Source organism: Acinetobacter sp. SWAC5, assembly GCF_003419885.1.
Classification (GTDB): domain Bacteria; phylum Pseudomonadota; class Gammaproteobacteria; order Pseudomonadales; family Moraxellaceae; genus Acinetobacter; species Acinetobacter cumulans.
Genome location: NZ_QUWR01000008.1, coordinates 134,991 through 157,285, shown reverse-complemented (window position 1 = coordinate 157,285; position 22,295 = coordinate 134,991). Strand labels below are relative to the sequence as shown.

At 40.9% G+C, this 22,295-nt stretch carries 20 protein-coding genes and 4 tRNA genes; 8 read left to right on the top strand and 16 right to left on the bottom strand.

Annotation, left to right across the window (positions count from 1 at the left end; all coding sequences use genetic code 11):
• Positions 1-540 precede the first annotated feature (540 nt).
• Genes DYI81_RS07995 through DYI81_RS07985 form a run of 3 tightly spaced genes read left to right on the top strand, consistent with a single transcriptional unit; the run spans position 541 to position 2,704 of the window.
• The gene (locus DYI81_RS07995; protein ID WP_227865856.1) at positions 541-996 is read left to right on the top strand and encodes a YfiR family protein; all 456 of its coding nucleotides are present in this window, start codon (positions 541-543) and stop codon (positions 994-996) included.
• On the top strand, positions 993-2,222 hold the full coding sequence (locus DYI81_RS07990; protein ID WP_117007231.1) for a sensor domain-containing diguanylate cyclase: 1,230 nt from the start codon (positions 993-995) through the stop codon (positions 2,220-2,222). Before DYI81_RS07995 ends, DYI81_RS07990 begins: the two co-directional genes overlap by 4 nt.
• Before the next feature lie 2 nt (positions 2,223-2,224).
• The gene (locus DYI81_RS07985) at positions 2,225-2,704 is read left to right on the top strand and encodes an OmpA family protein (protein WP_106986243.1); all 480 of its coding nucleotides are present in this window, start codon (positions 2,225-2,227) and stop codon (positions 2,702-2,704) included.
• Between the two features lie 120 nt (positions 2,705-2,824).
• Here DYI81_RS07985 and DYI81_RS07980 read toward each other — a convergent pair.
• The 8 genes from DYI81_RS07980 to secA form a co-directional block, all read right to left on the bottom strand.
• Positions 2,825-2,901 (bottom strand) — tRNA-Pro (locus DYI81_RS07980).
• A gap of 17 nt (positions 2,902-2,918) precedes the next feature.
• Positions 2,919-2,994, bottom strand: a tRNA-His gene (locus DYI81_RS07975).
• Positions 2,995-3,033: 39 nt separating this feature from the next.
• Positions 3,034-3,110: transfer RNA gene (locus DYI81_RS07970), tRNA-Arg, on the bottom strand.
• A 34-nt stretch (positions 3,111-3,144) separates the two neighbouring features.
• Positions 3,145-3,221: transfer RNA gene (locus DYI81_RS07965), tRNA-Pro, on the bottom strand.
• A gap of 167 nt (positions 3,222-3,388) precedes the next feature.
• On the bottom strand, positions 3,389-4,456 hold the full coding sequence (gene nadA, locus DYI81_RS07960; RefSeq protein ID WP_106986273.1) for a quinolinate synthase NadA: 1,068 nt from the start codon (positions 4,454-4,456) through the stop codon (positions 3,389-3,391).
• 146 nt (positions 4,457-4,602) lie between these two features.
• Positions 4,603-5,823, bottom strand: coding sequence for a bifunctional glutamate N-acetyltransferase/amino-acid acetyltransferase ArgJ (gene argJ, locus DYI81_RS07955; RefSeq protein ID WP_106986244.1), 1,221 nt, complete (start codon positions 5,821-5,823; stop codon positions 4,603-4,605).
• Positions 5,824-5,974: 151 nt separating this feature from the next.
• A complete protein-coding gene (locus DYI81_RS07950; protein WP_106986245.1) occupies positions 5,975-6,331 on the bottom strand; it encodes a hypothetical protein in 357 nt (118 codons plus the stop codon).
• Positions 6,332-6,470: 139 nt separating this feature from the next.
• Positions 6,471-9,194, bottom strand: a complete 2,724-nt coding sequence (gene secA / locus DYI81_RS07945; protein WP_117007230.1) for a preprotein translocase subunit SecA — start codon at positions 9,192-9,194, stop codon at positions 6,471-6,473.
• A gap of 337 nt (positions 9,195-9,531) precedes the next feature.
• Here secA and DYI81_RS07940 point away from each other — a divergent pair, with 337 nt between their 5' ends.
• The 3 genes from DYI81_RS07940 to DYI81_RS07930 all read left to right on the top strand — a co-directional run bounded on the left by DYI81_RS07940 (position 9,532) and on the right by DYI81_RS07930 (position 11,770).
• Positions 9,532-10,167, top strand: a complete 636-nt coding sequence (locus DYI81_RS07940; protein WP_106986247.1) for a peroxiredoxin — start codon at positions 9,532-9,534, stop codon at positions 10,165-10,167.
• 203 nt (positions 10,168-10,370) lie between these two features.
• Positions 10,371-11,189 carry an MBL fold metallo-hydrolase gene (locus DYI81_RS07935; protein ID WP_106986248.1) on the top strand — a complete coding sequence of 273 codons (819 nt, stop codon included), beginning with the start codon at positions 10,371-10,373 and terminating at the stop codon, positions 11,187-11,189.
• Positions 11,186-11,770 carry a dual specificity protein phosphatase family protein gene (locus tag DYI81_RS07930; RefSeq protein ID WP_106986249.1) on the top strand — a complete coding sequence of 195 codons (585 nt, stop codon included), beginning with the start codon at positions 11,186-11,188 and terminating at the stop codon, positions 11,768-11,770. The genes DYI81_RS07935 and DYI81_RS07930 overlap by 4 nt, the downstream gene beginning before the upstream one ends.
• Before the next feature lie 62 nt (positions 11,771-11,832).
• Here the strand turns inward: DYI81_RS07930 and DYI81_RS07925 are convergent, their stop codons facing one another.
• From DYI81_RS07925 to trpA, 4 genes are read right to left on the bottom strand one after another with little or no spacing between them, the layout of a single operon-like run.
• A complete protein-coding gene (locus DYI81_RS07925) occupies positions 11,833-12,837 on the bottom strand; it encodes an SPOR domain-containing protein (RefSeq protein ID WP_117007229.1) in 1,005 nt (334 codons plus the stop codon).
• Complete coding sequence (gene folC, locus DYI81_RS07920) at positions 12,834-14,120, bottom strand: bifunctional tetrahydrofolate synthase/dihydrofolate synthase (protein WP_106986251.1); 1,287 nt, start codon at positions 14,118-14,120, stop codon at positions 12,834-12,836. Before folC ends, DYI81_RS07925 begins: the two co-directional genes overlap by 4 nt.
• Positions 14,117-15,013: an acetyl-CoA carboxylase, carboxyltransferase subunit beta gene (gene accD, locus DYI81_RS07915; RefSeq protein ID WP_106986252.1), complete on the bottom strand. Its 897-nt coding sequence runs from the start codon at positions 15,011-15,013 to the stop codon at positions 14,117-14,119. The genes folC and accD overlap by 4 nt, the downstream gene beginning before the upstream one ends.
• On the bottom strand, positions 15,010-15,813 hold the full coding sequence (gene trpA, locus DYI81_RS07910) for a tryptophan synthase subunit alpha (protein ID WP_106986253.1): 804 nt from the start codon (positions 15,811-15,813) through the stop codon (positions 15,010-15,012). The genes accD and trpA overlap by 4 nt, the downstream gene beginning before the upstream one ends.
• Before the next feature lie 359 nt (positions 15,814-16,172).
• Here trpA and DYI81_RS07905 point away from each other — a divergent pair, with 359 nt between their 5' ends.
• A complete protein-coding gene (locus tag DYI81_RS07905) occupies positions 16,173-17,519 on the top strand; it encodes a Na+/H+ antiporter NhaC family protein (RefSeq protein WP_106986254.1) in 1,347 nt (448 codons plus the stop codon).
• Positions 17,520-17,560: 41 nt separating this feature from the next.
• On the opposite strand, the gene DYI81_RS07900 is transcribed toward DYI81_RS07905, so the two are convergent.
• Positions 17,561-18,601 (bottom strand): AraC family transcriptional regulator, encoded by a 1,041-nt coding sequence (locus DYI81_RS07900; RefSeq protein ID WP_117007228.1) that lies wholly within the window; start codon positions 18,599-18,601, stop codon positions 17,561-17,563.
• A 147-nt stretch (positions 18,602-18,748) separates the two neighbouring features.
• Here DYI81_RS07900 and DYI81_RS07895 point away from each other — a divergent pair, with 147 nt between their 5' ends.
• Positions 18,749-19,618 carry a metal-dependent hydrolase gene (locus DYI81_RS07895; RefSeq protein WP_117007227.1) on the top strand — a complete coding sequence of 290 codons (870 nt, stop codon included), beginning with the start codon at positions 18,749-18,751 and terminating at the stop codon, positions 19,616-19,618.
• Positions 19,619-19,707: 89 nt separating this feature from the next.
• On the opposite strand, the gene DYI81_RS07890 is transcribed toward DYI81_RS07895, so the two are convergent.
• The 3 genes from DYI81_RS07890 to DYI81_RS07880 form a co-directional block, all read right to left on the bottom strand.
• On the bottom strand, positions 19,708-20,700 hold the full coding sequence (locus DYI81_RS07890; protein ID WP_117007226.1) for a DUF2804 domain-containing protein: 993 nt from the start codon (positions 20,698-20,700) through the stop codon (positions 19,708-19,710).
• A 166-nt stretch (positions 20,701-20,866) separates the two neighbouring features.
• A complete protein-coding gene (locus DYI81_RS07885; protein ID WP_117007234.1) occupies positions 20,867-21,379 on the bottom strand; it encodes a DUF1543 domain-containing protein in 513 nt (170 codons plus the stop codon).
• A gap of 17 nt (positions 21,380-21,396) precedes the next feature.
• Positions 21,397-22,122, bottom strand: a complete 726-nt coding sequence (locus DYI81_RS07880) for a type II CAAX endopeptidase family protein (protein ID WP_117007225.1) — start codon at positions 22,120-22,122, stop codon at positions 21,397-21,399.
• Between the last annotated feature and the right edge of the window lie 173 nt (positions 22,123-22,295).

Below are 22,295 nucleotides of genomic sequence, written 5' to 3'. Positions count from 1 at the left end.
CAATTACTGACAAATATTTGCTCAAATAAACTTCGAGAAATTTCTACCAATTATCAATGAAAATATATTCGATTGATCAACCAGTAAAAATCCACACAAGTTGTTCTTCATAATCTCTTAATGATCTTCTTGTTGGTTCGTCACCAGCAAGCTAGGTCGGCTATATTACACTAAATTTATTTAGTGTCAACAAGTAATTCAAATTATTTTAAACTTATCAAATAAAACCAAACTCAATCAATTCAATCAAGTCTTTGTTTTATCAGAAGTTTTAATCTTCATCACCGCCGATGGATGTGCATTCTACAGCATTTCACATACGTTGCAACCCTATTTTTTATTTTTTTCCATTTATTTTTAAAAAATCCTACCAGGTGTCTTCTTTTTAAACACATTTAGCATTTTCTGTATTATTATTAGACGTATTACACAGTTTTTTATTTGTTTAAGAATAAATCGCCATTTATATAAACTCTCAAAAATATACACAATATGGTTTTTAGCAGAAATAAAACAGGATTTTTGATCTGCGGTCTTTTATTGAGTAGCTCACTATATGCCGCACCTGTATCAGATATCTACCACACATCTTTAGCCATTTTAAGCTACGCCAAGTGGCCTACAAACACGCCTGAAATTTGTGTGGTCAACAATAACCCCTTTGCGCAACAGCTGAAAAACAACCTACCAGCCGATAGCCCATATAAAGTGAGCAATAAACACAGCTCAGAATTACGCTCATCCAATTGCACAGTATTATTTTTTAGCAATCTCAGTGACAAAGAAGAGCAAAATATTTTAAATACAGCAGTAAACTACCCAGCCCTCTCGATTAGTAGTAATAATTTAAACTGTGAAACGGGTAGTGCTTTTTGTCTTTATAAGAAAAATCAAAGCTATGCATTTAAAGTTAATATGGAAAGCTTAACGCAATCCAAAATTCATATTGACCCGCGGGTATTAATGCTCGCAAAACCAGCGGAGTCAAACCCATGAAACAACTGTATAATCCAATTACATTACATCAGCTGTTTACACGCTCTCAGCTGACTATTTTTATTTTAACTTTTGGTATTTGCTCAGCTATTTTACTGGCAATTTCTACTTACACCATGAATGCCTATGCCAAAAATAGTTTAAGCATTTTATCAAATGCCATTAATGAGCGCGTCCAACCCGCTGTGGTCTTTCAAGACCAAAGTACAATGGGGCAAATTTTACAAGAGTACACTCAGCAATACCCGATTCGTTCTATTGATATATTTTCTACGCAAAAAAAAATTTTAGCGCATACAGAGCAGCAACCGATTAGCGCTTGGTCAAGCCAAAACTTACTTGACCTGCTGTTTTATCGCGACCCCATTACCCTCCCTATTCGACACAACAACAAAACTTATGGCCAATTATTGGTGTACGGAAACTCTGCAGACTTGGTGAGTTTCTTTCACAAAATACTGCTCGGGCTATTTCTTGGTTTTTTAATTTTATTGGCTGCTGTTTTTTGGTCTGTCAGCTCTGTCTATCAATACCTTATGCATTCCATTCGTGACATTGTGGAATCATCGCAAACCATTAGTCTTAAAAAGAATTATACCATGCGTGTTTCAAATTCTGACATTCAAGAACTGCAAGCCCTCAGCACGGCATTTAATGGTTTACTCTGTGAAATAGAGCAATCCAATCAAAGTTTAATGTCTGAAAATAATAAACTATTACACCAATCTCGACACGATCCACTCACACAACTTCCAAATCGGCATTTTTTTTATGAAACACTCTTTCAATATTATGAAGATAATAGTGTGCGCAATGCAGCCGTACTGTTTATAGATTTAAATGACTTTAAACAGGTGAATGATCAATTTGGCCATTTAGCAGGCGATGCTGTGCTTCGCGCTTCATCATATTGTGTACGTAAAGTTTTGCCAGAAAATGCTTTTTTCTCTCGACTTGGTGGCGATGAATTTGCTGTCATTATCCCAGACATTATAGACAGTGACGAAATACAACAACTTTGCCAAAAAATACATGCTTGCTACACAGCAACCTATATGTTCGAGCAACAGCATATATTTTTAGATGCCAGTATTGGCGTTGCGCTCACCCAACTCTCTAAATCACCAGAAGATTTAATCAGCGACGCAGATCAAGCCATGTACGATGCAAAAAATTTTGCTGAGAAATGGCATATCTCCCTTCAATCCAAAAGTAAACAGGCCTAAATATGTACAAAAAAATTTTCAGCGCCCTACTCATAATTATTTTTAGCACAACCCTTACTGCCTGCATGAATTTAGGTCACCTAAATTACAAACAAGCCCGCATGTTAAAAAAAGAAGGTTTTGTATTAAATGATGAAGGCTGGACTCTTGCGCTTCCTGAACGCCTCTTATTTAATTTTGATGATTACCGTATTCAGAATCATCAAAAAGAAAAACTGACCGAGCTCTCACATCAATTACAAAAATATGATTTAGAAAAGCTCAAATTCACTGGTCATACGGATAATGTTGGTCAGGCCAACTATAATTATCAACTCTCTCAAAAAAGAGCCCAAAGTGTTGCGGATGTATTTTTTGCAGAGGGCTTTAAACCACAAAATGTGCAAATTATTGGTCGTGGCTCAGATCAACCGATTGCAAGCAATGACAGTGAAGAAAATCGTGCCAAAAACCGTCGCGTAAATGTCATTATCATTCCATAAACCTGAAACAAAAAAAGCCTCAAAATATTGAGGCTTTTTATTTCACTAAAATTCACTAAATTTTAGGCATAAAAAAACCGCTTAACGCGGTATCTTTATTTCGACCACTTATTTTAAAAGTGGTCGGAGCAGTAGGATTCGAACCTACGACCCCCTGGTCCCAAACCAGGTGCACTACCAGGCTGTGCTATGCTCCGATTTCAACTACTAGAGTTGGGGTGAATGACGGGATTCGAACCCGCGACAACTGGAATCACAATCCAGGGCTCTACCAACTGAGCTACATCCACCATTACAACATTTGGTTCTTAATACATCAAGCGACCAAATGGCGCGCCTGACAGGATTCGAACCTGTGACCATCCGCTTAGAAGGCGGATGCTCTATCCAACTGAGCTACAAGCGCTTAACTGATGTAAACATCATTTGCCTTGAGGAATTGGTCGGAGCAGTAGGATTCGAACCTACGACCCCCTGGTCCCAAACCAGGTGCACTACCAGGCTGTGCTATGCTCCGATTCATCTCAGCTTTCGAACCGTTCAACTTATCTTTCGATGTATCGTTCGGTACGGTGTGCATTCTAGGCTTGACGCCCGAAGACGTCAACACCTATCTTCAAAAAAATACCAAAAAATGCTTCAAGCGTTTATTTATCAAGCATAATTGATATTTTTTAAGCATTTTTAGCGTTTTAGTGATGCACTAAAGTTCAACATTCGATCAAGGGGTAATTTCGCTCGTTCAGCCAAAGCAGCATCGACGAATATTTCTTGATCATTTTTTTCTAAAACTTGCAAAATACCATCTAATTCGTTCATTGCCATCCATGGACAATGTGCACAAGAGCGACAAGTCGCCCCCTCTCCAGCCGTTGGTGCTTCAATTAAGGTCTTATTTGGCACTGCTTGTTGCATTTTGTAGAAGATACCGCGATCTGTTGCCACAATTAATTGTTCATTTGGCAATGTTTGCGCCGCTTTAATCAATTGTGAAGTACTTCCTACAGCATCAGCAATATCTACAACTGATTCTGGCGACTCTGGATGTACCAAAACTGCGGCATTTGGGTAGAGTGCTTTCATGTTTGCTATGCCACGCGAGCGGAACTCTTCATGCACAATACATGCGCCATCCCACAGCAACATTTCTGCGCCTGTTTTCTTTTGAATATAGCGCCCTAAATGCTGATCTGGTGCCCAAATGATTTTCTCACCCAAACTGTCGAGATGTTCAATAATTTCTACGGCACAGCTTGAAGTTACCACCCAGTCAGCACGCGCTTTAACAGCAGCCGAGGTGTTGGCATACACCACCACCGTATGATCGGGGTGTGCATCGCAGAATTGGCTAAACTCATCTACAGGGCAACCCAAATCGAGGGAGCAAGTGGCTTCCAGTGTTGGCATGAGCACGGTTTTTTCTGGCGAAAGAATTTTTGCAGTTTCCCCCATAAATTTAACACCAGCCACAACCAAGGTAGATGCCTCATGATCACGTCCAAAACGCGCCATTTCTAATGAGTCAGAAACACAACCACCCGTAAGCTCTGCAAGCTCTTGTACTTCAGGATCGCAATAATAATGTGCCACCAGTACAGCATCACGCTTTTTAAGCGCCTCTTTAATCTGCTCGAACTTTGCTAATTTGGCTTGCTCTGACAGTACGTGTTCTTTTGGCTCACCCAAACGGTCTAAATGCGCTTGCACAATCGATTTTGCTTCGTTGGCAATTAAATTTGTCGCATCATTCATCATAAGGTCTACTCTATCCATAATGCTCATTTAACAATGAGCTCACCTATATGGCTGTTCAAATGGCTGTATGTGCTTTTTGACCAGTCATTAAAAACTTAGCTTTATAAAAAAGCCTCCAATGGAGGCTTTTTAAAATCACTATTTTAAGAACGATAATCTGCGTTGATCTTCACATAGTCATACGACAGATCACAGGTATATACCGTGTCCTTCGCATCACCACGGCCTAAATCAACACGGATGGTAATTTCTGTTTTTTGCATTTCAGTGGCACCAGCTTCTTCTGTGTAATCTGCAGCTGCACCGCCATCTTTACAAATCTGAACATCGCCCAACCAAACTTGAATATTTTCAACATTTAAGTTTGGTACGCCTGCATAACCAATGGCTGCCAAAATACGCCCCCAGTTTGGATCTGAGGCAAAGATTGCTGTTTTCACTAATGGTGAATGCGCAATGCTATAAGCTACATCACAGCATTCTTGTGTATTGGCACCACCTTCGACAGCAACCGTAATAAATTTAGTTGCACCTTCACCATCACGAATAATGAGCTGTGCAAGACGTTTCATAACGCGTGTAAGCACATCTGCAACCGCTGTATAACGTGGATCAGTTGTAGCGCTAATTTCTTGACCACCCGCCTGCCCTGTTGCTACAAAAATACATGAGTCATTGGTCGAGGTATCACCATCTACCGTAATACGGTTAAAGGATACATTGACAGCTTCTGATAATAATTGTTGTACCAATTTACGGCTGATCGGTGCATCTGTTGCTACATAGCCTAGCATTGTCGCCATATTGGGACGAATCATGCCAGCACCTTTAGAAATACCTGTCATGGTATAGGTGATGCCATCCAATACGAACTGCTCAGAAGCACCTTTAGGCGTGGTATCTGTGGTCATAATGCCTGTAGCCGCATCTAACCATGCATCTTCTTCCAAGCTATCTAACGCAGGCTGTAAACCTTCGACCAAACGTTCAATTGGCAGTTGCTCACCAATGACACCCGTAGAAAAAGGCAGAACCTCTGCTGCTGAAACACCCGCCAATGACGCAAGTTTTGCACACGTTGCTTCTGCATTGGCCATACCTGTTGGGCCTGTGCCAGCATTAGCATTACCTGTATTAATTACCAAGTAGCGTGGATTTCCCACCTTTAAGTGAGCTTTAGAGATATGTACTGGCGCCGCACAGAATGCATTTTGTGTAAATACACCCGCCACATTTGAACCTTCGGCAAATTCAAAAATAACCAGGTCACGTCGGTTCTGATAGCGGACATACGCTTCAGCTGAACCAATTTTTACACCTTTCACCACATGCATCTGTGGCATAGATACGTCACCAACTGCCATTTTTAAACGCCTAATTCAATTTATGAAAAAAGACAGCTTAGAACAAAATTGAGTAAAAATCGAGTAGATGCCTAGTTTTAGGCTATTTTTATTCTGTAGTGATAGACAATAAAAAACCAGCCGATTGGCTGGTTCTTAAAATGATCGAAAATCAATTACGTGCAAGCTGTGCTGCTTCATTTAATAATGATTTTTTTGCATTTTGCTGACTTGCTGAAGACAGTGCAGGATTCTCTGCCACAATACGATCCGCATTTGCTGCATTGGCTGCTGTTACAGCTGCTGTTTGCATTACGATCGGACGATTTGGATTATCGAATGTATAACGAATACCTGTACGTGGGCTAGTTACTGTCACTTTACCATCTGTACCCACTTGTACTTCTGCCGTTGTCGCGCCAAGTGCTTGTTGAACTTTTGCAGGCGTTGTCGTTTGAACTGAATCTGCATACGCAAATGCTGGAACTGCCAAAATAGCAATCATGAGAGGCTGTAATAATTTTTTCATTGTCTGTTCCACAATTTCTTAAGGGACTGTGCAACTAAATACCATCTAATGGCTTAGGCTGCAAACACTATTCATCAACTCTAAATCTATACTACAAAAATAATCAGAACCCGTAGGTTCTGATTATTTTATGTATCACTTAAATTTTACCGTGACACTGTTTGTATTTTAGACCTGAGCCACATGGACAAGGTGAATTGCGGCTTTCTGGTGCTACAACCTCATCACCAACAGGTGTGAATTGCGCATCTACGACATCAGTGCTTACACCGTCATCCAACAAGCTATCAAACTCAGCATGAGATAGATTCAATTGCATTGCTTCAGCTTGTGCTTGCTTTTGAGCCTCCATTTCTGCAAGTTCTTCTGCAGTTGGAACATGTACGCGAGATAGATCTGTCACAACATCAGATTTAATTACCGCTAGCATGTTTACAAATAAGTTAAAGGCTTCTTTTTTGTATTCTTGCTCAGGGTTCTTTTGTGCATAACCACGTAAATGAATACCTTGACGTAGGTAGTCCATGGCAGCCAAATGCTCTTTCCAGTGAAGGTCTAAAGCATTCAACACAAAATGACGCTCCAACATCGCTGCTGATTCTTCACCCATTTGCGCACGACGTGTTTTATAACGTGACAAAACTTCGTCGGTAATACGTCGCGCTAAGCCTTCTTCGTCTAAGCGACGATCATCTTCAAGCCATTGGGTAATTGGCAAATCGATACCAAGGTCTTCACGCAATGCGCTTTCAAGGCCTTGAATGTCCCACTGATCGTGAATTGATTCAGGTGGTACATAAATTTCAATCACACCTTTCATCACATCAGAAATCATCCCTTCGATGTTTTCTTCTAATGATGCTTCAGTTAAAACTTCATCACGTTGAGTGTAAATAATTTTACGTTGTTCGTTATTTACATCATCGTATTTCAATAAGTTTTTACGAATGTCAAAGTTACGTGCTTCTACTTTGCGCTGTGCATTTTCAATCGAACGTGACACCATTTTATGTTCAATGGCTTCATCTTCTTTCAAGCCCATTGCACGCATCATCCCCACTACACGATCACCTGCGAAAATACGCATAAGGTCATCTTCAAGGGATAGATAGAAACGCGACACACCTGGATCACCTTGACGGCCAGCACGACCACGAAGCTGGTTATCAATACGGCGTGATTCATGACGTTCTGAACCAATAATGTGTAAACCACCAGATGCTAAAACAGCATCATGGTTTGCTTCCCACTCGCTTTTTAAGCGTTTTTCATCTTCAGCAGTTGGCGCTTCAATTTTTGCAAGTAAAGCTTTCCAGTTACCACCCAACAGAATGTCTGTACCACGACCTGCCATGTTGGTTGCAATCGTTACTGCACGTGGTGAGCCTGCTTGCGCAATAATATCTGCTTCACGCTCATGCTGTTTTGCATTGAGTACTTCGTGGGCAATACCTGCTTCACGTAGTTTGTCAGATAAAATTTCAGAGGCTTCAATAGTCGCTGTACCAATCAAAATTGGCGCTACGCCTGCTTCATGAATTCGTTGAATTTCTTGAATAATCGCGCTGTATTTACCGTTACGATTTAAATAAATTAAATCGTTTTCATCTTTACGCACCATAGGACGATGCGTTGGAATAAGCACTACGTCTAGGCCATAAATTTCTTTCATTTCGGCAGCTTCGGTATCTGCAGTACCGGTCATACCTGAAAGTTTTTTATACAGACGGAAATAGTTTTGGAAAGTTGTGGTTGCCAAGGTTTGGTTTTCTGGTTGGATTTCCAAGCCTTCTTTGGCTTCAACGGCTTGGTGCAAACCTTCTGACCAACGGCGACCAGGCATTGTACGACCTGTGTTTTCATCCACGATGATAATTTCACCATCATGAATAATATATTGCACATTTCGTTGATATAAATAATGCGCACGGATAGCCGCCGATACATGATGAACCAAGTTCAAATTCGCAGATGAATATAGACTTTCACCTTCGGCCAATAAGCCCATTTGAATTAATTCTTGCTCAACTGTTTCATAACCAACTTCTGTCATTTCGACAGTACGTTGCTTTTCATCAATCCAGAAGTGACCACCATCTGCGACCTTTTCTTCTTTTTGCGCATGCAACTTCGGTGGAATGCTGTTGATCGCGGCATACAGCTGCGAAGAATCTTCACTTTGACCAGAGATAATTAATGGCGTACGCGCCTCATCGATTAAGATCGAATCGACCTCATCGATAATGGCATAAGTTAAGCCACGTTGTTTTTTCTCTGGGAATGAGAACACCATATTGTCACGAAGATAGTCGAAACCAAATTCGTTGTTTGTACCGTAAGTAATATCTGCACGATATGCCAAACCCTTTTCAGTAGGGTCTTGCATTGAGTAAATAATGCCAATACTTAAGCCTAAAAACTCAAATAATGGACGGTTTAACTCAGCATCACGTTGTGCTAAATAATCGTTCACTGTAATCACGTGAACGCCTTCACCACTTAAAGCATTCAGATAACAAGCAAGCGTACCCATGAGTGTTTTACCCTCACCCGTACGCATTTCAGCAATTTTACCCTCATGAAGGGTAATACCACCGATTATCTGTACATCATAGTGACGCATGCCCATTACACGCTTTGCCGCTTCACGACAAACTGCAAATGCTTCTGGCATTAATTTATCTAGGCTTTCACCATTTTTATAACGTTGTTTGAATTCTTCAGTTTTTGCAGATAAGTCCGCATCGCTAAGGGCTGATATCGTCGGCTCGAGCGCGTTAACTTTTTCTACGATCTTGCGCATGCGTTTGAGTTCACGCTCATTTTTGGTACCGAAGATTCCTCCGATCAGACTTGCCAACATGAATAGACTCTCTAAATCTTGCTTGTCAAATGAATAAGTTTTCTTAGTCGTTATTATGGTGCTAGAAATTTGAAGTACAAGGGCTTTGCACAAAAACCTCATAAAATTTCTATGAACCTAATGTGGCCCAATAAAGCTTAGATTTGCTAATGTAACAAATTTTAAACAGGCTAAAAAGTACGTGCATACAGAGATTTATTCAAATCGGCCAAATACAGCATGCATTCTTTATCTTTTAATTTCATAAAGAAATAAAAAAACACTATTTTTCATTATAAAAAAAATCGCTCATAGTCGTTCCCAGACACCAATATAAATAATCATTCGAGGCACGACCATGAGTTTACGTTTAGGCGATATCGCTCCTGACTTCACACAAGATTCAAGCGAAGGTCAGATTAATTTTTATAATTTTCTTGGGTATAGCTGGGGGATTCTTTTTTCACACCCAGCAGATTACACACCCGTATGTACAACTGAGTTAGGTTTTACGGCAAAGTTAAAAGATGAATTTAGCAAACGTGGTGTAAAAGCTATTGCCTTATCGGTGGATGATGTTGAATCACACAAAGGCTGGATTAATGATATTAATGAAACTCAAAATACCTCGGTGAATTTTCCGATTATTGCCGATCAAGACCGCAAGGTCTCAACGCTATATGATTTCATTCATCCAAATGCCAGCGAAACCTTAACGGTACGCTCATTGGTGATTATCGATCCAAATAAAAAAGTCCGCTTAATTATTACTTATCCTGCATCTACAGGCCGTAATTTCCATGAGATTTTACGTGTTGTCGACTCATTACAATTGACTGACAATCATAAAGTAGCAACACCTGCAAACTGGCAACATGGTGAAGATGTGGTGATTGTACCGTCATTAAAAGATGAAGCAGAAATCAAGCAACGTTTCCCTAAAGGCTATAAAGCAGTAACACCTTATTTACGTTTAACTCCACAACCAGAGTAAATGTACCCCCCCACAATTTATATTCCCAACTATAGCTTTACATTTTTACGAGCCATGTAGCGCTAGAATCAACAGCCTATCTTCGGATGGGCTTTTTTTATATTTAGAGATTGATTAAGTTTGCACAACAACTACGCCCAAGTGGCAAGCTTATGTGTAAAATCAGCATCAATAAATCAGCATAATCTAAATATAAAATCGCCATGATCCATAATATTCATCATTTACACTGTGGCACAATGTGCCCAGTCTGCGGCCCACTTTTTGGCCAGTCCAGCCTATTAGCGCATGTGGTCTGCCATTGCCTATTACTGGAAACAGACCAAGGCCTTGTTTTGGTCGATACAGGCTTAGGTATTCAAGATTATTTACATCCAAAGCAACGACTCGGTCGTATAACCACACACATTGGGCGTATTGAAACAAATTTAGAACTCTCTGCCATCGCACAAGTGCAAAAGTTGGGCTTTAAACCCAGCGATGTAAAACATATCTTGGTATCTCATTTAGATTTTGACCATGCTGGTGGTATTTCAGACTTCCCCGCTGCAACCGTGCATGTACTTTCGAGTGAATACAATGCCACGCAAAATTTAAAAGACTTTAAAAATCGCGCACGCTATAAACCACAGCAATTTAAACAACATCGCTATTGGAATTTTATTGAGCCATTAAATGGTGAAGCTTGGTTTAATTTAAATCGCGTACAAGGTTTCAACTTATTTCAAGATGAAATCTTACTCATTCCTCTGCCTGGGCATAGTGCCGGACATTGTGGAATTGCTATTCGCCATAAGGATGGCTGGTTATTCTTTTGTGGCGATGCTTACTACTCACACCTTGAACTCGATGGCCAGCACAAGCTCCACACCCTGAATCAATTAGAACGTGTATTTGCGTATGACAACGTACAACGCATACATAACCTCAAAAACATCCAACACCTTGCGCAACATGAAAACAGTATTGAGCTCATTTGTGCACATGACCCAATTGAGTTAGCAAGGTATATCGCTGTATGAAAAAATACAGCCGTACAATCCTTATGCTCACACTGTCAATAAGCTTTACAGGATGCATGAGTTCCCCTAGCTGGACTGAACAACAGCGCCCAAAACAATGGGCAACTGTCATTGATCGGAAGATAAATTTATATCAAGTCAGCCCTTGGCTGTATCGTAGTGAACAACCGTCTAGTGCTCTCCTTACTGCACTTCAACGCAATCAAATTCACACCATTATTAATTTAAGAGCGCGCGATGCAGATACGCAGCCGTTTGCACAGCAAAATCTGGCATTGGTGCACATCCCTATTCATACATGGTCAATTTCTAGAAATGACTTACTTCAAGTGATGAAACAACTACAAGCTGCTCAAGCACGGCATCAAAATGTACTGATTCATTGCTATCACGGTTCAGACCGCACAGGTGCGAGCATTGCAATGTATCGGATTATTTTTGAAGGATGGTCTGAAGCAGATGCCTTAGCAGAAATGAAACATGGCGGTTTTGGCTTCCATCCTATTTGGATCAATATCGAGGCTTTATTTAGACCTGAAAATATAAAATGGATTCGTGAGCAACTCGCGAATCCATCTTAAATTTGTGGGTCATTTCCTGTGATTTGGCCGATTCAATGGGCCGAAGACAGTCAATGCAAAGCTTAACGTTTGTCGAGTGGCACCCACTCAATCACCCAAGCAGACTTCATGCCCAAGCTGGCATCAGAAGTAATTTTTTTACGTGCAGCATCAGCTGAATCACGGTCTTTGGCTGGGCCAACCATAATCCGCACACCCTTAGAGGTTGGACTTTTAGTCACTCTAAAACCTTTAGCTTTCAGTTTTGCCGCAAGAGCATCTGCATTGGCTTCATTGGCAGCCAAAGCCACTTGTACCATCCATTGCTTATCGCCATTTTCCAGCAAATCACGGGCTTTTTCAGCTTCAGCCTTTTTCTTTGCCTCTGCTTCTTTACGCTTGGCTTCAGCTTCTTTTTTCTCAGCATCAGCCTTACGCTTTGCATCAGCCTCTTTCTTTTCTGCATCAGCTTTATGCTTAGCTTCGGCTTCTTTCTTCTCTGCTTCGGCTTTACGTTTAGCTTCAGCTTCTTTTTTCGCAGTTTCTGCTTTGTGCTTTTCAGCAGCTTGGCGCTTTTCTTCAGCAGCTTTTTGGGTCGCAGTTGCTTTGGCTTGATCAGCCTGCTGTTGTGACTTCTGCTGATCTAGCTTTTTTTGCGCTGCCAACTTTTCCTCAGCTAAACGCTTTTGTTTAGCTTGATCATCTTCAACCAACTCAGGTGGAATATTATCTGAGCTTTGTTGTGCTGTGCGACGTGCATTTAAAGCTGCATATTCTTCTGCAGCTTTACGCGCCGCATCAGCTTCGGCCTGTTGTTGCATTGCTAAAAATTCAGCCGCGCGTGCTTCCTGCTCTGCAACTGATTTTTCACGTGCACGTTTTTGTTCTTCAAGCAAACGCTTTTCTGTCGCAACATCGACGGTTAAGCCTGCATCATTACTGATTTTATTTTGTTCGGCACTGGCAGTTTCAGGGGCAACGTTACGATTTTGATGTATTTCGTCCTGCCCTTTTAGCAGTAGAGCGGCCAGTAATACGCCACCCCCTAATAAAACAGCGCCACCCATCCAGCGTTGTTTGTTATTCATTGACATTCTTCCAAATACTCCCAGACCGCTTCCAAGGTATGAAAAGAACCACATACCATAATCAGCTGATTATTTTTTGTTTCATCCAGCGCTGATTGAAAAGCTGTTTTTATGCTGTCGAAATGCTGTACATCTAATCCCTGCAACGCATCGTCTAGCTGTTCGATGTCTGCTGCACGAGCTACAGTTAATGGTGCAATCTTCCACATTAAAACAGAGTTTTTCAATAGGTTAGCGACAGATTTTATATCTTTATCCGCTAACATTGAAAAAACACTGATGACTTCAGTGTACTGTTTATTGTATTGCATGAATTTTCGCAATTGATTTAACAAAAATTCAACGCCGTGTGGATTATGTCCCGCATCAAAAATGACAGTTTTACCTGCAATTTCACGAACTTCAAATCGTCCCTGTAATTGCGCATTTTGTATGCCCGTGGCCAAAGCTTCTTGAGTGACATTTAAACCACTTAACAAAACTGCAGCCACCGCAGTTGAAATATTTTCTAAGGCCAAACGACCTACAGGTAAATTTAAAGTGGTACCTGCGGAAGCAAAAGACCACGTTTGACCATCTAAATTATCTTGATAGAAATAATCACGATTCACTGCATATAGCGACGCTTGACAGTGCTCGGCTTTATCTTGAATGGCTTGTGGGAGTTGTTGTTGGCCACCAAAAATTACTGGAATATTTGGACGAATAATGCCTGCTTTTTCAAATGCAATTTTTTCAATCGTATCGCCTAGCCAATCAGTATGATCTAGGCCAATGTTGGTAATAACAGCAACATCAGGTTCAATGACATTAACGACATCAAGACGACCACCTAAGCCGACCTCAAGTACCCATACATCACAACTTTGAGCTTTAAAAATAACAAAAGCGGCCAGTGTCGTCGCTTCAAAAAAAGATAAAGTTAAATCACATGCACGACGTGCTTGATCGACGGCAACAAAAGCATCAATCAGGGACTGATCATCAACCTCTTTGCCTTGAAGCTTAATGCGTTCATTAAAACGGTAAATATGAGGTGATTGGTAAAGACCAACTTTATACCCTTGCGCATTTAAAATGGCCGCTAGAGTTGTCGTGGTTGAGCCTTTACCGTTGGTTCCTGCAACGGTTAATACTTTTGCATTGGGGCGGGTAACACCCAAATACTCAGCTACAGGAATGACCCGCTCTAGGCCTAAATCAATCCCTGTAACATGAACATGGCCCCAATAATCGAGCCATGTGTTTAAAGAATCTGTTGCAAGAGGTGCTGGTGTGTTCAAGGCAAATTCATCAGTTTCGCGACAATACGGTAAACTGTATCACGTAATGCGTGACGGTGAACAATTTGATCGATTACACCATGATCAAGCAAGTATTCTGCACGTTGGAACGGTTCTTCCAATTTTTCACGGACTGTTTGCTCAATCACGCGCTTACCAGCAAAGCCAATCATGGCTTTTGGTTCAGCCAAGTGAACATCGCCGAGCATCGCTAAAGATGCAGTTACACCACCGTAAACTGGATGTGTTAATACCACTAAGTATGGCAAACCAGCATCTTTCATTTTTTGGATGGCTGCAGAGGTACGCGCCATTTGCATAAGCGACAACATGCCTTCTTGCATACGCGCACCGCCAGAAGCCGCGAAGCAGACTAAGGGTTGATTCAACTCAATAGCACGTTCTGCCGCTTGCACAAAACGATCACCAACCACTGTACCCATTGAACCGCCCATAAAGTCGAATTCAAAAGCACATGCCAACAATGGAATACCTTTAAGTAAACCTTGCATGACAACCAACGCTTCTGTTTCGCCAGTTTTTTTCTGAGCTTCTGCCATACGCTCTGGATATGGCTTACTGTCTACAAAACCAAGTGGGTCTTTTGCCGCAAATTCTTGGCCTAATTCTGCTTGTACTTGATCAAAAAACCAGTTCAAACGATCACGTGCTTTCATGCGCAAATGTTCATCACATTGCGGACAAACATAAGCATTAAATGACATTGCAGTACGTGTTACTAAGGCATGACACTCAGGACATTCGATCGTTGGCTCAGTAAAAGTCGCTTTTAATGTCTGTTGCTCATCTGGCACATGAATGCCAGGTACACCACGATCTGTCCACGGCGTAGCCGGGCTTAACGTTTTCCCTGTTTTGAGGTCTTGACTCATACTAACTCATCGAGCGCTGCTCGAAGCTCCTTCACTTTATTCACCGTTGCAATTACGGCTTGTTCTGGCGCTAAGCTGGCAAATTGCTTTACAAAAGCACTACCGACAATCACAGCATCAGCTACTGCACCCATGGCTTTCGCAGAGGTCGCATCACTAATACCGAAACCAACACCCACTGGTACATCAGTGGCAGCTTTGATTTTCTGAATACGGTTTGCAGCTTCAGACACATCTAAAGTTGCAGCACCTGTTACCCCTTTCAACGATACATAGTAAACAAAGCCACTGGCTTGTTTTACCACGTGCTGAATACGCTCATCAGTTGAAGTTGGTGCAAGCAAGAAAATTTGATCCATATCGTATTTTTTCAATACTTCGTCCAAATCTTTTGCTTCTTCTGGCGGCAAATCGACCAAAAGAATACCGTCCACACCACAGTCATGTGCATAAGCCACAAATTTTTCATAGCCAATCACTTCAACTGGATTTAAGTAGCCCATCAAAACTACAGGTGTTTCTGTATCATTTTGACGGAATTCTTTGACCATGTTGAGTGCATCAAGCGTATTTGTGCCACCTGCTAAAGCGCGCTCTGCAGCTAAAGCGATAACAGGGCCATCTGCCATAGGGTCAGAAAAAGGAAGTCCCAATTCAATCACATCTACGCCGGCATCGACCATTTGATGAAGCAACGGTACAGTTACATGCGGATGAGGATCACCTGCCATAACATAAGAAACCAAAGCTTTGCGCTGTTGAGATTTAAGCGCTCCGAATCGTGCAGCTAGACGTGACATAGAGATATACTTTCCTTGAATGGTTCAAAACTGTTTTGGCTTTGCAGAAATACAAGACTCCGCATTGTAACGCTATTTTTCACCCCTTGAATAGGGTGGCAAACGTTATGCTTGCATTTCTAACTTTCGCGCAAATATCCAGAAAAGCCTGAAAGCATCATTTACGGTTATTTCGTTTTTTTTCACAATGATCAAAGATGCCTAATTTTAGGAAATTAAAAAATCTTATGATTTTAGATAAACTTAATTTTATTGCTAAAAAAACGATATAAATAACAGGCTTAGCATTTACATTTAAATTTTCTGAAATTGCAAAACCTGCTCTATACTAGTTGCATTGTTTATTTTTTTTATCTCCTATGACCACCCTCTCCTCAGGAAAAGTGCAGGCCCGTGCCATTGCACTGCTTCCTCTTATTGTTTTTTTGACCGTATTTTTAGGAAGTGGTATTTACCACACACTCATTGGTACTGAGTTTGCTTTTTATCAAATCAAAGCGCCAGTTGCTGCATTTCCAGCAATTTTGGTGGCCATTTTACTCTACCGAGGCAAACTCAATGCCAGTATTGATGAATTTTTAAAAGGTGCCAGCCACCCCAACTTAATTTTGATGTTTATGGTGTTTATGTTGGCAGGGGCTTTTGCAAGCGTCAGCAGTAGCATTGGCAGTGTAGAAGCCTCAGTACAATTTGGTTTATCTATTATTCCACCAAGCTTCATCTTACCTATGCTGTTTGTGATTTCAGCATTTATTGCTACAGCGATGGGCACATCTATGGGCACGATTGCTGCCTGTGCACCAATTGCATTTGGTTTTACCCATGCAACTGACATTCCTATCGTTTACGCAATTGGTGCCGTGGTTGGTGGCGCCATGTTTGGTGACAATTTATCGATGATTTCGGACACAACGATTGCAGCAACCAGTAGCCAAAATGTACAGTTGCGTGACAAATTCCGTGTCAATGTTTGGATTGCTGTTCCTGCATCTATTGTCAGCCTAATCATTTATATGCTCTTAAGTGGTGGCGTTCAAACCATTAGCGTGAAAGCCTATAATCCTTGGTTAATGCTTCCGTATGTCGCCGTATTTATTTTGGCTTTTAGTCGTTTGCATGTATTGGCTGTATTAAGTATTGGCGTGATTTTATCGGGCGTGATGGGGCTGTTATTAAAATCAGATTTTAACTTTTTGGCTTTCAACAATGCCATTTATGATGGTTTTATTGGCATGTTTGAAGTGGCTTTGCTTTCTATGTTCTTGGGTGGTTTATCTGCCATTATGCAGCGCGAAGGTGGTCTGGAGTGGCTCATTCAGCGCATTTACAGTATGACCCGTTTACTCAAAGTCGGACGACAACGCGCGGGCGAAATTGGGATTAGCTTCTTGGTGGTTTTTTCTAACTTCTTTGTGGCTAATAATACAGTTGCCATTATTCTTTCAGGAGATATGGCGCGTGAAGTTGCCAAAGAGTACGGCGTAGACCCCAAACGCGCTGCTGCCTTAATGGATATTTTCTCTTGTGTTGTACAAGGTCTTATTCCATACGGCGCTCAATTACTCCTTGCCTGCTCTATTGTAAAAATTTCACCGATTGAGTTAATCAGCTCAATTTACTACTGCTGGATATTGGCTATATTTGCCATTGTGGCAATCATCTGTCGTTATCCTCGACTTAAAGATGCCAAAACCCAAACATCATAAAACTTTAAAAAATATTTTCAGCGGTCTTTAAAGGCCGCTTTTTATTGCTCATCAGCCTCTAACTTTAATGCTTTACGGCGTTGTAACAAGGTTTGGCCTGTATAACTTTTATAAGCACGTGCCAATGCAGACTGGTCTGAATAACCCAACTGTAAAGCAATATCCAATAAGCTTAAGGGCTGTAACAGCAGTTGTTCAATACGCTTCAAACGCTCTATTTCCAACACTTTTTTAAATGAACTCTCTTCCTCAGCAAGATGGCGTTGCAAGGTCCGTACTGAGGTATATAGCTCATCGGCCATCTGTTCTATTTTGGGCGCTTGTGCATATTGTTTTAAATGCTGCGCAATATGTTGATGTAACTGTTGCACAATATTTTCTAGCTTGGGTTTAGAGGCTATTGCTTCTTCAGCCTGCTTCAGCAGTAATTGCATCAGTGACGGGTCTGCAAGCTCTGACTTTAGATCCAAACTGGCCGTGTTTAATACAAAGGCATACTGAGGGTGTTCAAATTCAATTTTACAGGCAAAGAATTTTTCATAATGAAAACGAGCCATTTGCTGTGCATGCGCAAATTTCATACATTTTAGCACCAAAGAACTTGGAAATATTTGCTTGGCCAAATGTGCCATACAGGCCGTGGTCAGCTCGTTGACCAAAGCGTATTTAGCGTCATGCAGAGGCCAAGTTAAATAAAATTCATCTCCTATCGAAGACAATTGCATGGGTGTCACTTCTGCACCGTCAATCACCAAGCGACTAAATTTCATAATGTATTGCAAGGCTTCTGCCACGCTATTAGAACGGGTTGCCATATAGCCCAACACCCCAAAATGCTCAGGCCGTATGAGCTCCGCCATTTCAAAAACTAAATTTGGGCAGTTTAGTTCCTGCTGTGTTGCCTGCATGACCAAATTAAAAAAAGTGTATGGTGACTGAGAATCAATCGGCAGGCTTAATAAATGATCTATCTGTGATACATACGGCGTGATGCTTTGTAAGCAATGATAATCTAGCCCGCGTTTGAGCAAATACATATTCCATAACTGATAATAACCATTTGGTATGTGTAATTCATTCATGACATCACGCTCTATTTTTATTCTGTCTTTTTGACATTCTAAATTTTCACTTTGGCGTTAAATGTATAAAAATTGGCAAGTACTGTCAAAACTTTGTGCTTTTTATTCGACATACTGCAAACATCAAAGGCTATAACAGTAAAAAATATGAATGCGATAGTCCAAGTGCATCCAGTAGTACGCACAAAATTAAATTTTAAACTCGAGGAAATTCCACGCTTTTGGTTTGGTGGCGACCCTTTCCTTACGCGAATGTTTGATGCGCTTAGCCTCACCTTTCCAGACGGTGAGCGTTATTTTATTGAATCTGTGCGTTTGTTCCGCGATCAAATTCAAGACGAAGACTTAAAACTCCGTGTGGCTGATTTTATCCGTCAAGAAGCACAGCATGGCATGGCACATGACAAAATGAACCAGCTGATGAAACAGCAAGGCATGCCTGTTGATGCTTTCATTAAACGCTTAAATAAAATTTTTAAGTTTGAATTGAGCCAGCGCTCTGCCGAATACAATATTGCAATGACTGCTTCTGCGGAGCATTTGACAGCGCTCATGGCAGAAACTTTTTGTAGCCGAAAGGAAGTCCTACAAGAAGCACATCCTTATGTTCGAGCCTTGTTTATTTGGCATGCGATTGAAGAAATGGAACACCGTGATGTCGCATTTGATGTGATGAAAGATGTGGCAAATGTCGATGAAGGCTTGCGTAAGTTTACCTTAGTCTGGAACAGTGCCTTAATGACAGGTTTTACACTTTACCGCGCCAATGTGATGTTAAAACATGACGGCTTCAGCTTCACTGAACGTCTGAAATTAAATGCCAAAGGTTTACCTTGGTTCTTTGGCAAAAAAGGCACATTAACGCGAATGAGCAAGCCTTATCGTGATTGGTTTAAGAAAGATTTTCACCCAAGCCAACATCCTATCGTCGATAACTACAATTTATGGCTTAAGACCTTTGAAGAAACTCAAGATCCTATTCAAGCTGCTGAAGCTTTTTGGCAAGCTGCTAAATAGCAATCACACGATCTAGGATCAAAAGTTAAAGCCGTATCATGCTCGCGATACGGCTTTTTTGTGCAGGCTTAAATATTTAATACAGCCTATTACCATTTGGCATAATGGCGCTCTAACAAGCCATATTCATTGAGCAAAATCACCTCTTGATCTTTATGCCGAATTGATCCGCTGATTTTGGCCTGCCACTGACTAAACTGGCTCCCCACCAAACGTAGATTGAGGTTTTCATAACGTCGCCAACTGGTATGTACCGTTAAATCTAAAGCACCATCTAAAGAGCGGATATGCCATAGGTCATCTGACTGTTGCTCAAATAAAATATCGCTGAGTTCGTACAGTACTCCATTGACCCACAAACAGTTTTCATTGCCAAAGCTTTCATTGACACCTGAAGCTAAATTCAGACCAATACGATTTTTCTCGGTATCCCAAAAATTACATGACAACCAAAACCATGCTGTTTCCGGTCTTAAAAATCCGCACGTATCATCCAATGAAGCAAAGGTACGATCATTAAACTGTACGATTTGCCCACGCTTATTTTTAAAAAAACCTTCACAACCTAAAGTGGTGAGTTTTTGTGTATAAGTCCAGCCATTAATGCCTGTAGGCGTACATAAGCTAAGTGGATCTGTCCCTGCACAAAAAATACGTGCGCTTAATTGCAATTCACCATATTTACTTACACGGATGTAGCGCACACCATTGGCATGTTCAATATCCACTTGCATTTCAGATTTTATAAAATGACTTTGATTAAATAGCGGTTGCTCATCAACTTTTGTTTGCATTGACAAGATATTGATCGCATTCCAATCCATCACTTCATTATGGATATGATCGTATACATACACAAAAGCATGCCCCGCCCAACCAATATCAGCGATAGCCAGACCAATCGTATAGTGCTGATGTTGAATGCTACAAAATTTAAATTTCTTATATTTAAGTTGCTTACGCCACCCGTTTAATACTTTTCCATACGGGGTTCGATACTCATAACGCTGAATATCAATTTGATTTGGCAAAGAACTAAAGCGCCCATAATGGGGCTGTCCATTGGCTTGTATTAAATCCATTTATGCCTATCCTTTGCATAATTGATTTGAAAAATCCTGTTCTTATTATGCGGATTAATCAGTCGCTGAACAGTCTATTCAGCAAAATACTGCATATCTTCACAAAAATAAATACCTGATGTGACAAGCCTATTCAGCACGCTATATTACAGGTCTAAGCTTAGACTCAATTTAGCTGGATATAGCAATTCTCCCACTGTTGCGGGGCAAAATCAGCTTTCATTAACTCGATATAACGCCCGTGTATGCAGTCCACCTTAATACAATCGTCAACCTCTAACACACGGTCCGTATGCTGTTTTTGCCAATGGGCTGCAAAATACTGTTTACCCTGTTGTTTCGCTTCGGCCTCCGTGATCGCTGGCACCAATACATAGCGGTGTAGCTCACCAAATTCTGCTGCATCATAACCACCCAAGTTAATCAACCACAGCTTGAGTGAAGTCGCATGTGGCGCAGCATTAGTCAATTGAAGTTGATACGGTATGCCTTCTGACATCACACCACTGACTTTCATCCATGCATCAATATGTAGGCCCTTTTGTTCACCAAACCATGCTTCGCGCAGCTGTGGATAGCAGTCTTCAAATTGATTGCCGATAGCAAAAACCACATCATGTACTTCTGTATTTGCACGTGCATGACGGCCACCCAACATCACCATAAATAAGCTCAACACAGCTTTCTCCATAAATTTTAAATAGAACCAAAAGCTTGTAGCATTTTAAATACAATCACCCCGCCCAAGGATAATACTGCATTATTCATAAAATGGATCAGTAATACATGCCAAATATTACGCGTCCAAAGATAGATTAAGTTTAGAAACAAGCCTGCCATCATAAAGCTTATTGTCGCAATCAGATTGCCATCAAAATTATGATAATGAATTAACCCGAACACAATTGAGTTAAACAAGACTAAAACCACACGCCACAGCCACGGCTGTACGAACAGCTTTTGCAGCAAGGTATAGCGGAAAATAATATCTTCCAGCAATGCGGTAAATAATGGCCCAAGACTGATGATCAATAAGCTAAAAAAGGCAATCGAATTGGGATCAATAGATGCTTTTTCTTCACCGCTTGCTCCCAATGGCAACAGGCTACGTGTGAGAGAAATCACCACTTGCAATAACACCGCGCCAGCAATGACCAACAGACTTGAGCGCCAAAAGGCCTGTTTATACTTTTGCCAGTGCGTATACAGCATCGTCTTATAGAGCCAACATACAGCTATAAATAAAATGCCACGAAAAATCGAATCGCCCAAAGCAACTTGAACCGATGCACCGAACAATTGATCCAAGACAAAGCTATTTAGCAAAATTAAAGGAATAATGAGTACCGCAAAAGTATCCCGTGCATTCCAAATGATTTTTTGAGGAAAGGATTCAGCACGAACCAAGTGTGTAAATGTCATTATTATTGAGTCTTTCAACGCTATAAATTTCAGCAATATTGTGACTTATCTCACTCTTTAACTTTGCTTGTTTTTTGTAGGCCTTTTTAGACTTACATTTAAGGTCATAAAAAAATCGCGCAAAATGACTTCTGCGCGATTTTTTTAATCCTCCCAACCCTCCTTTAACAAAG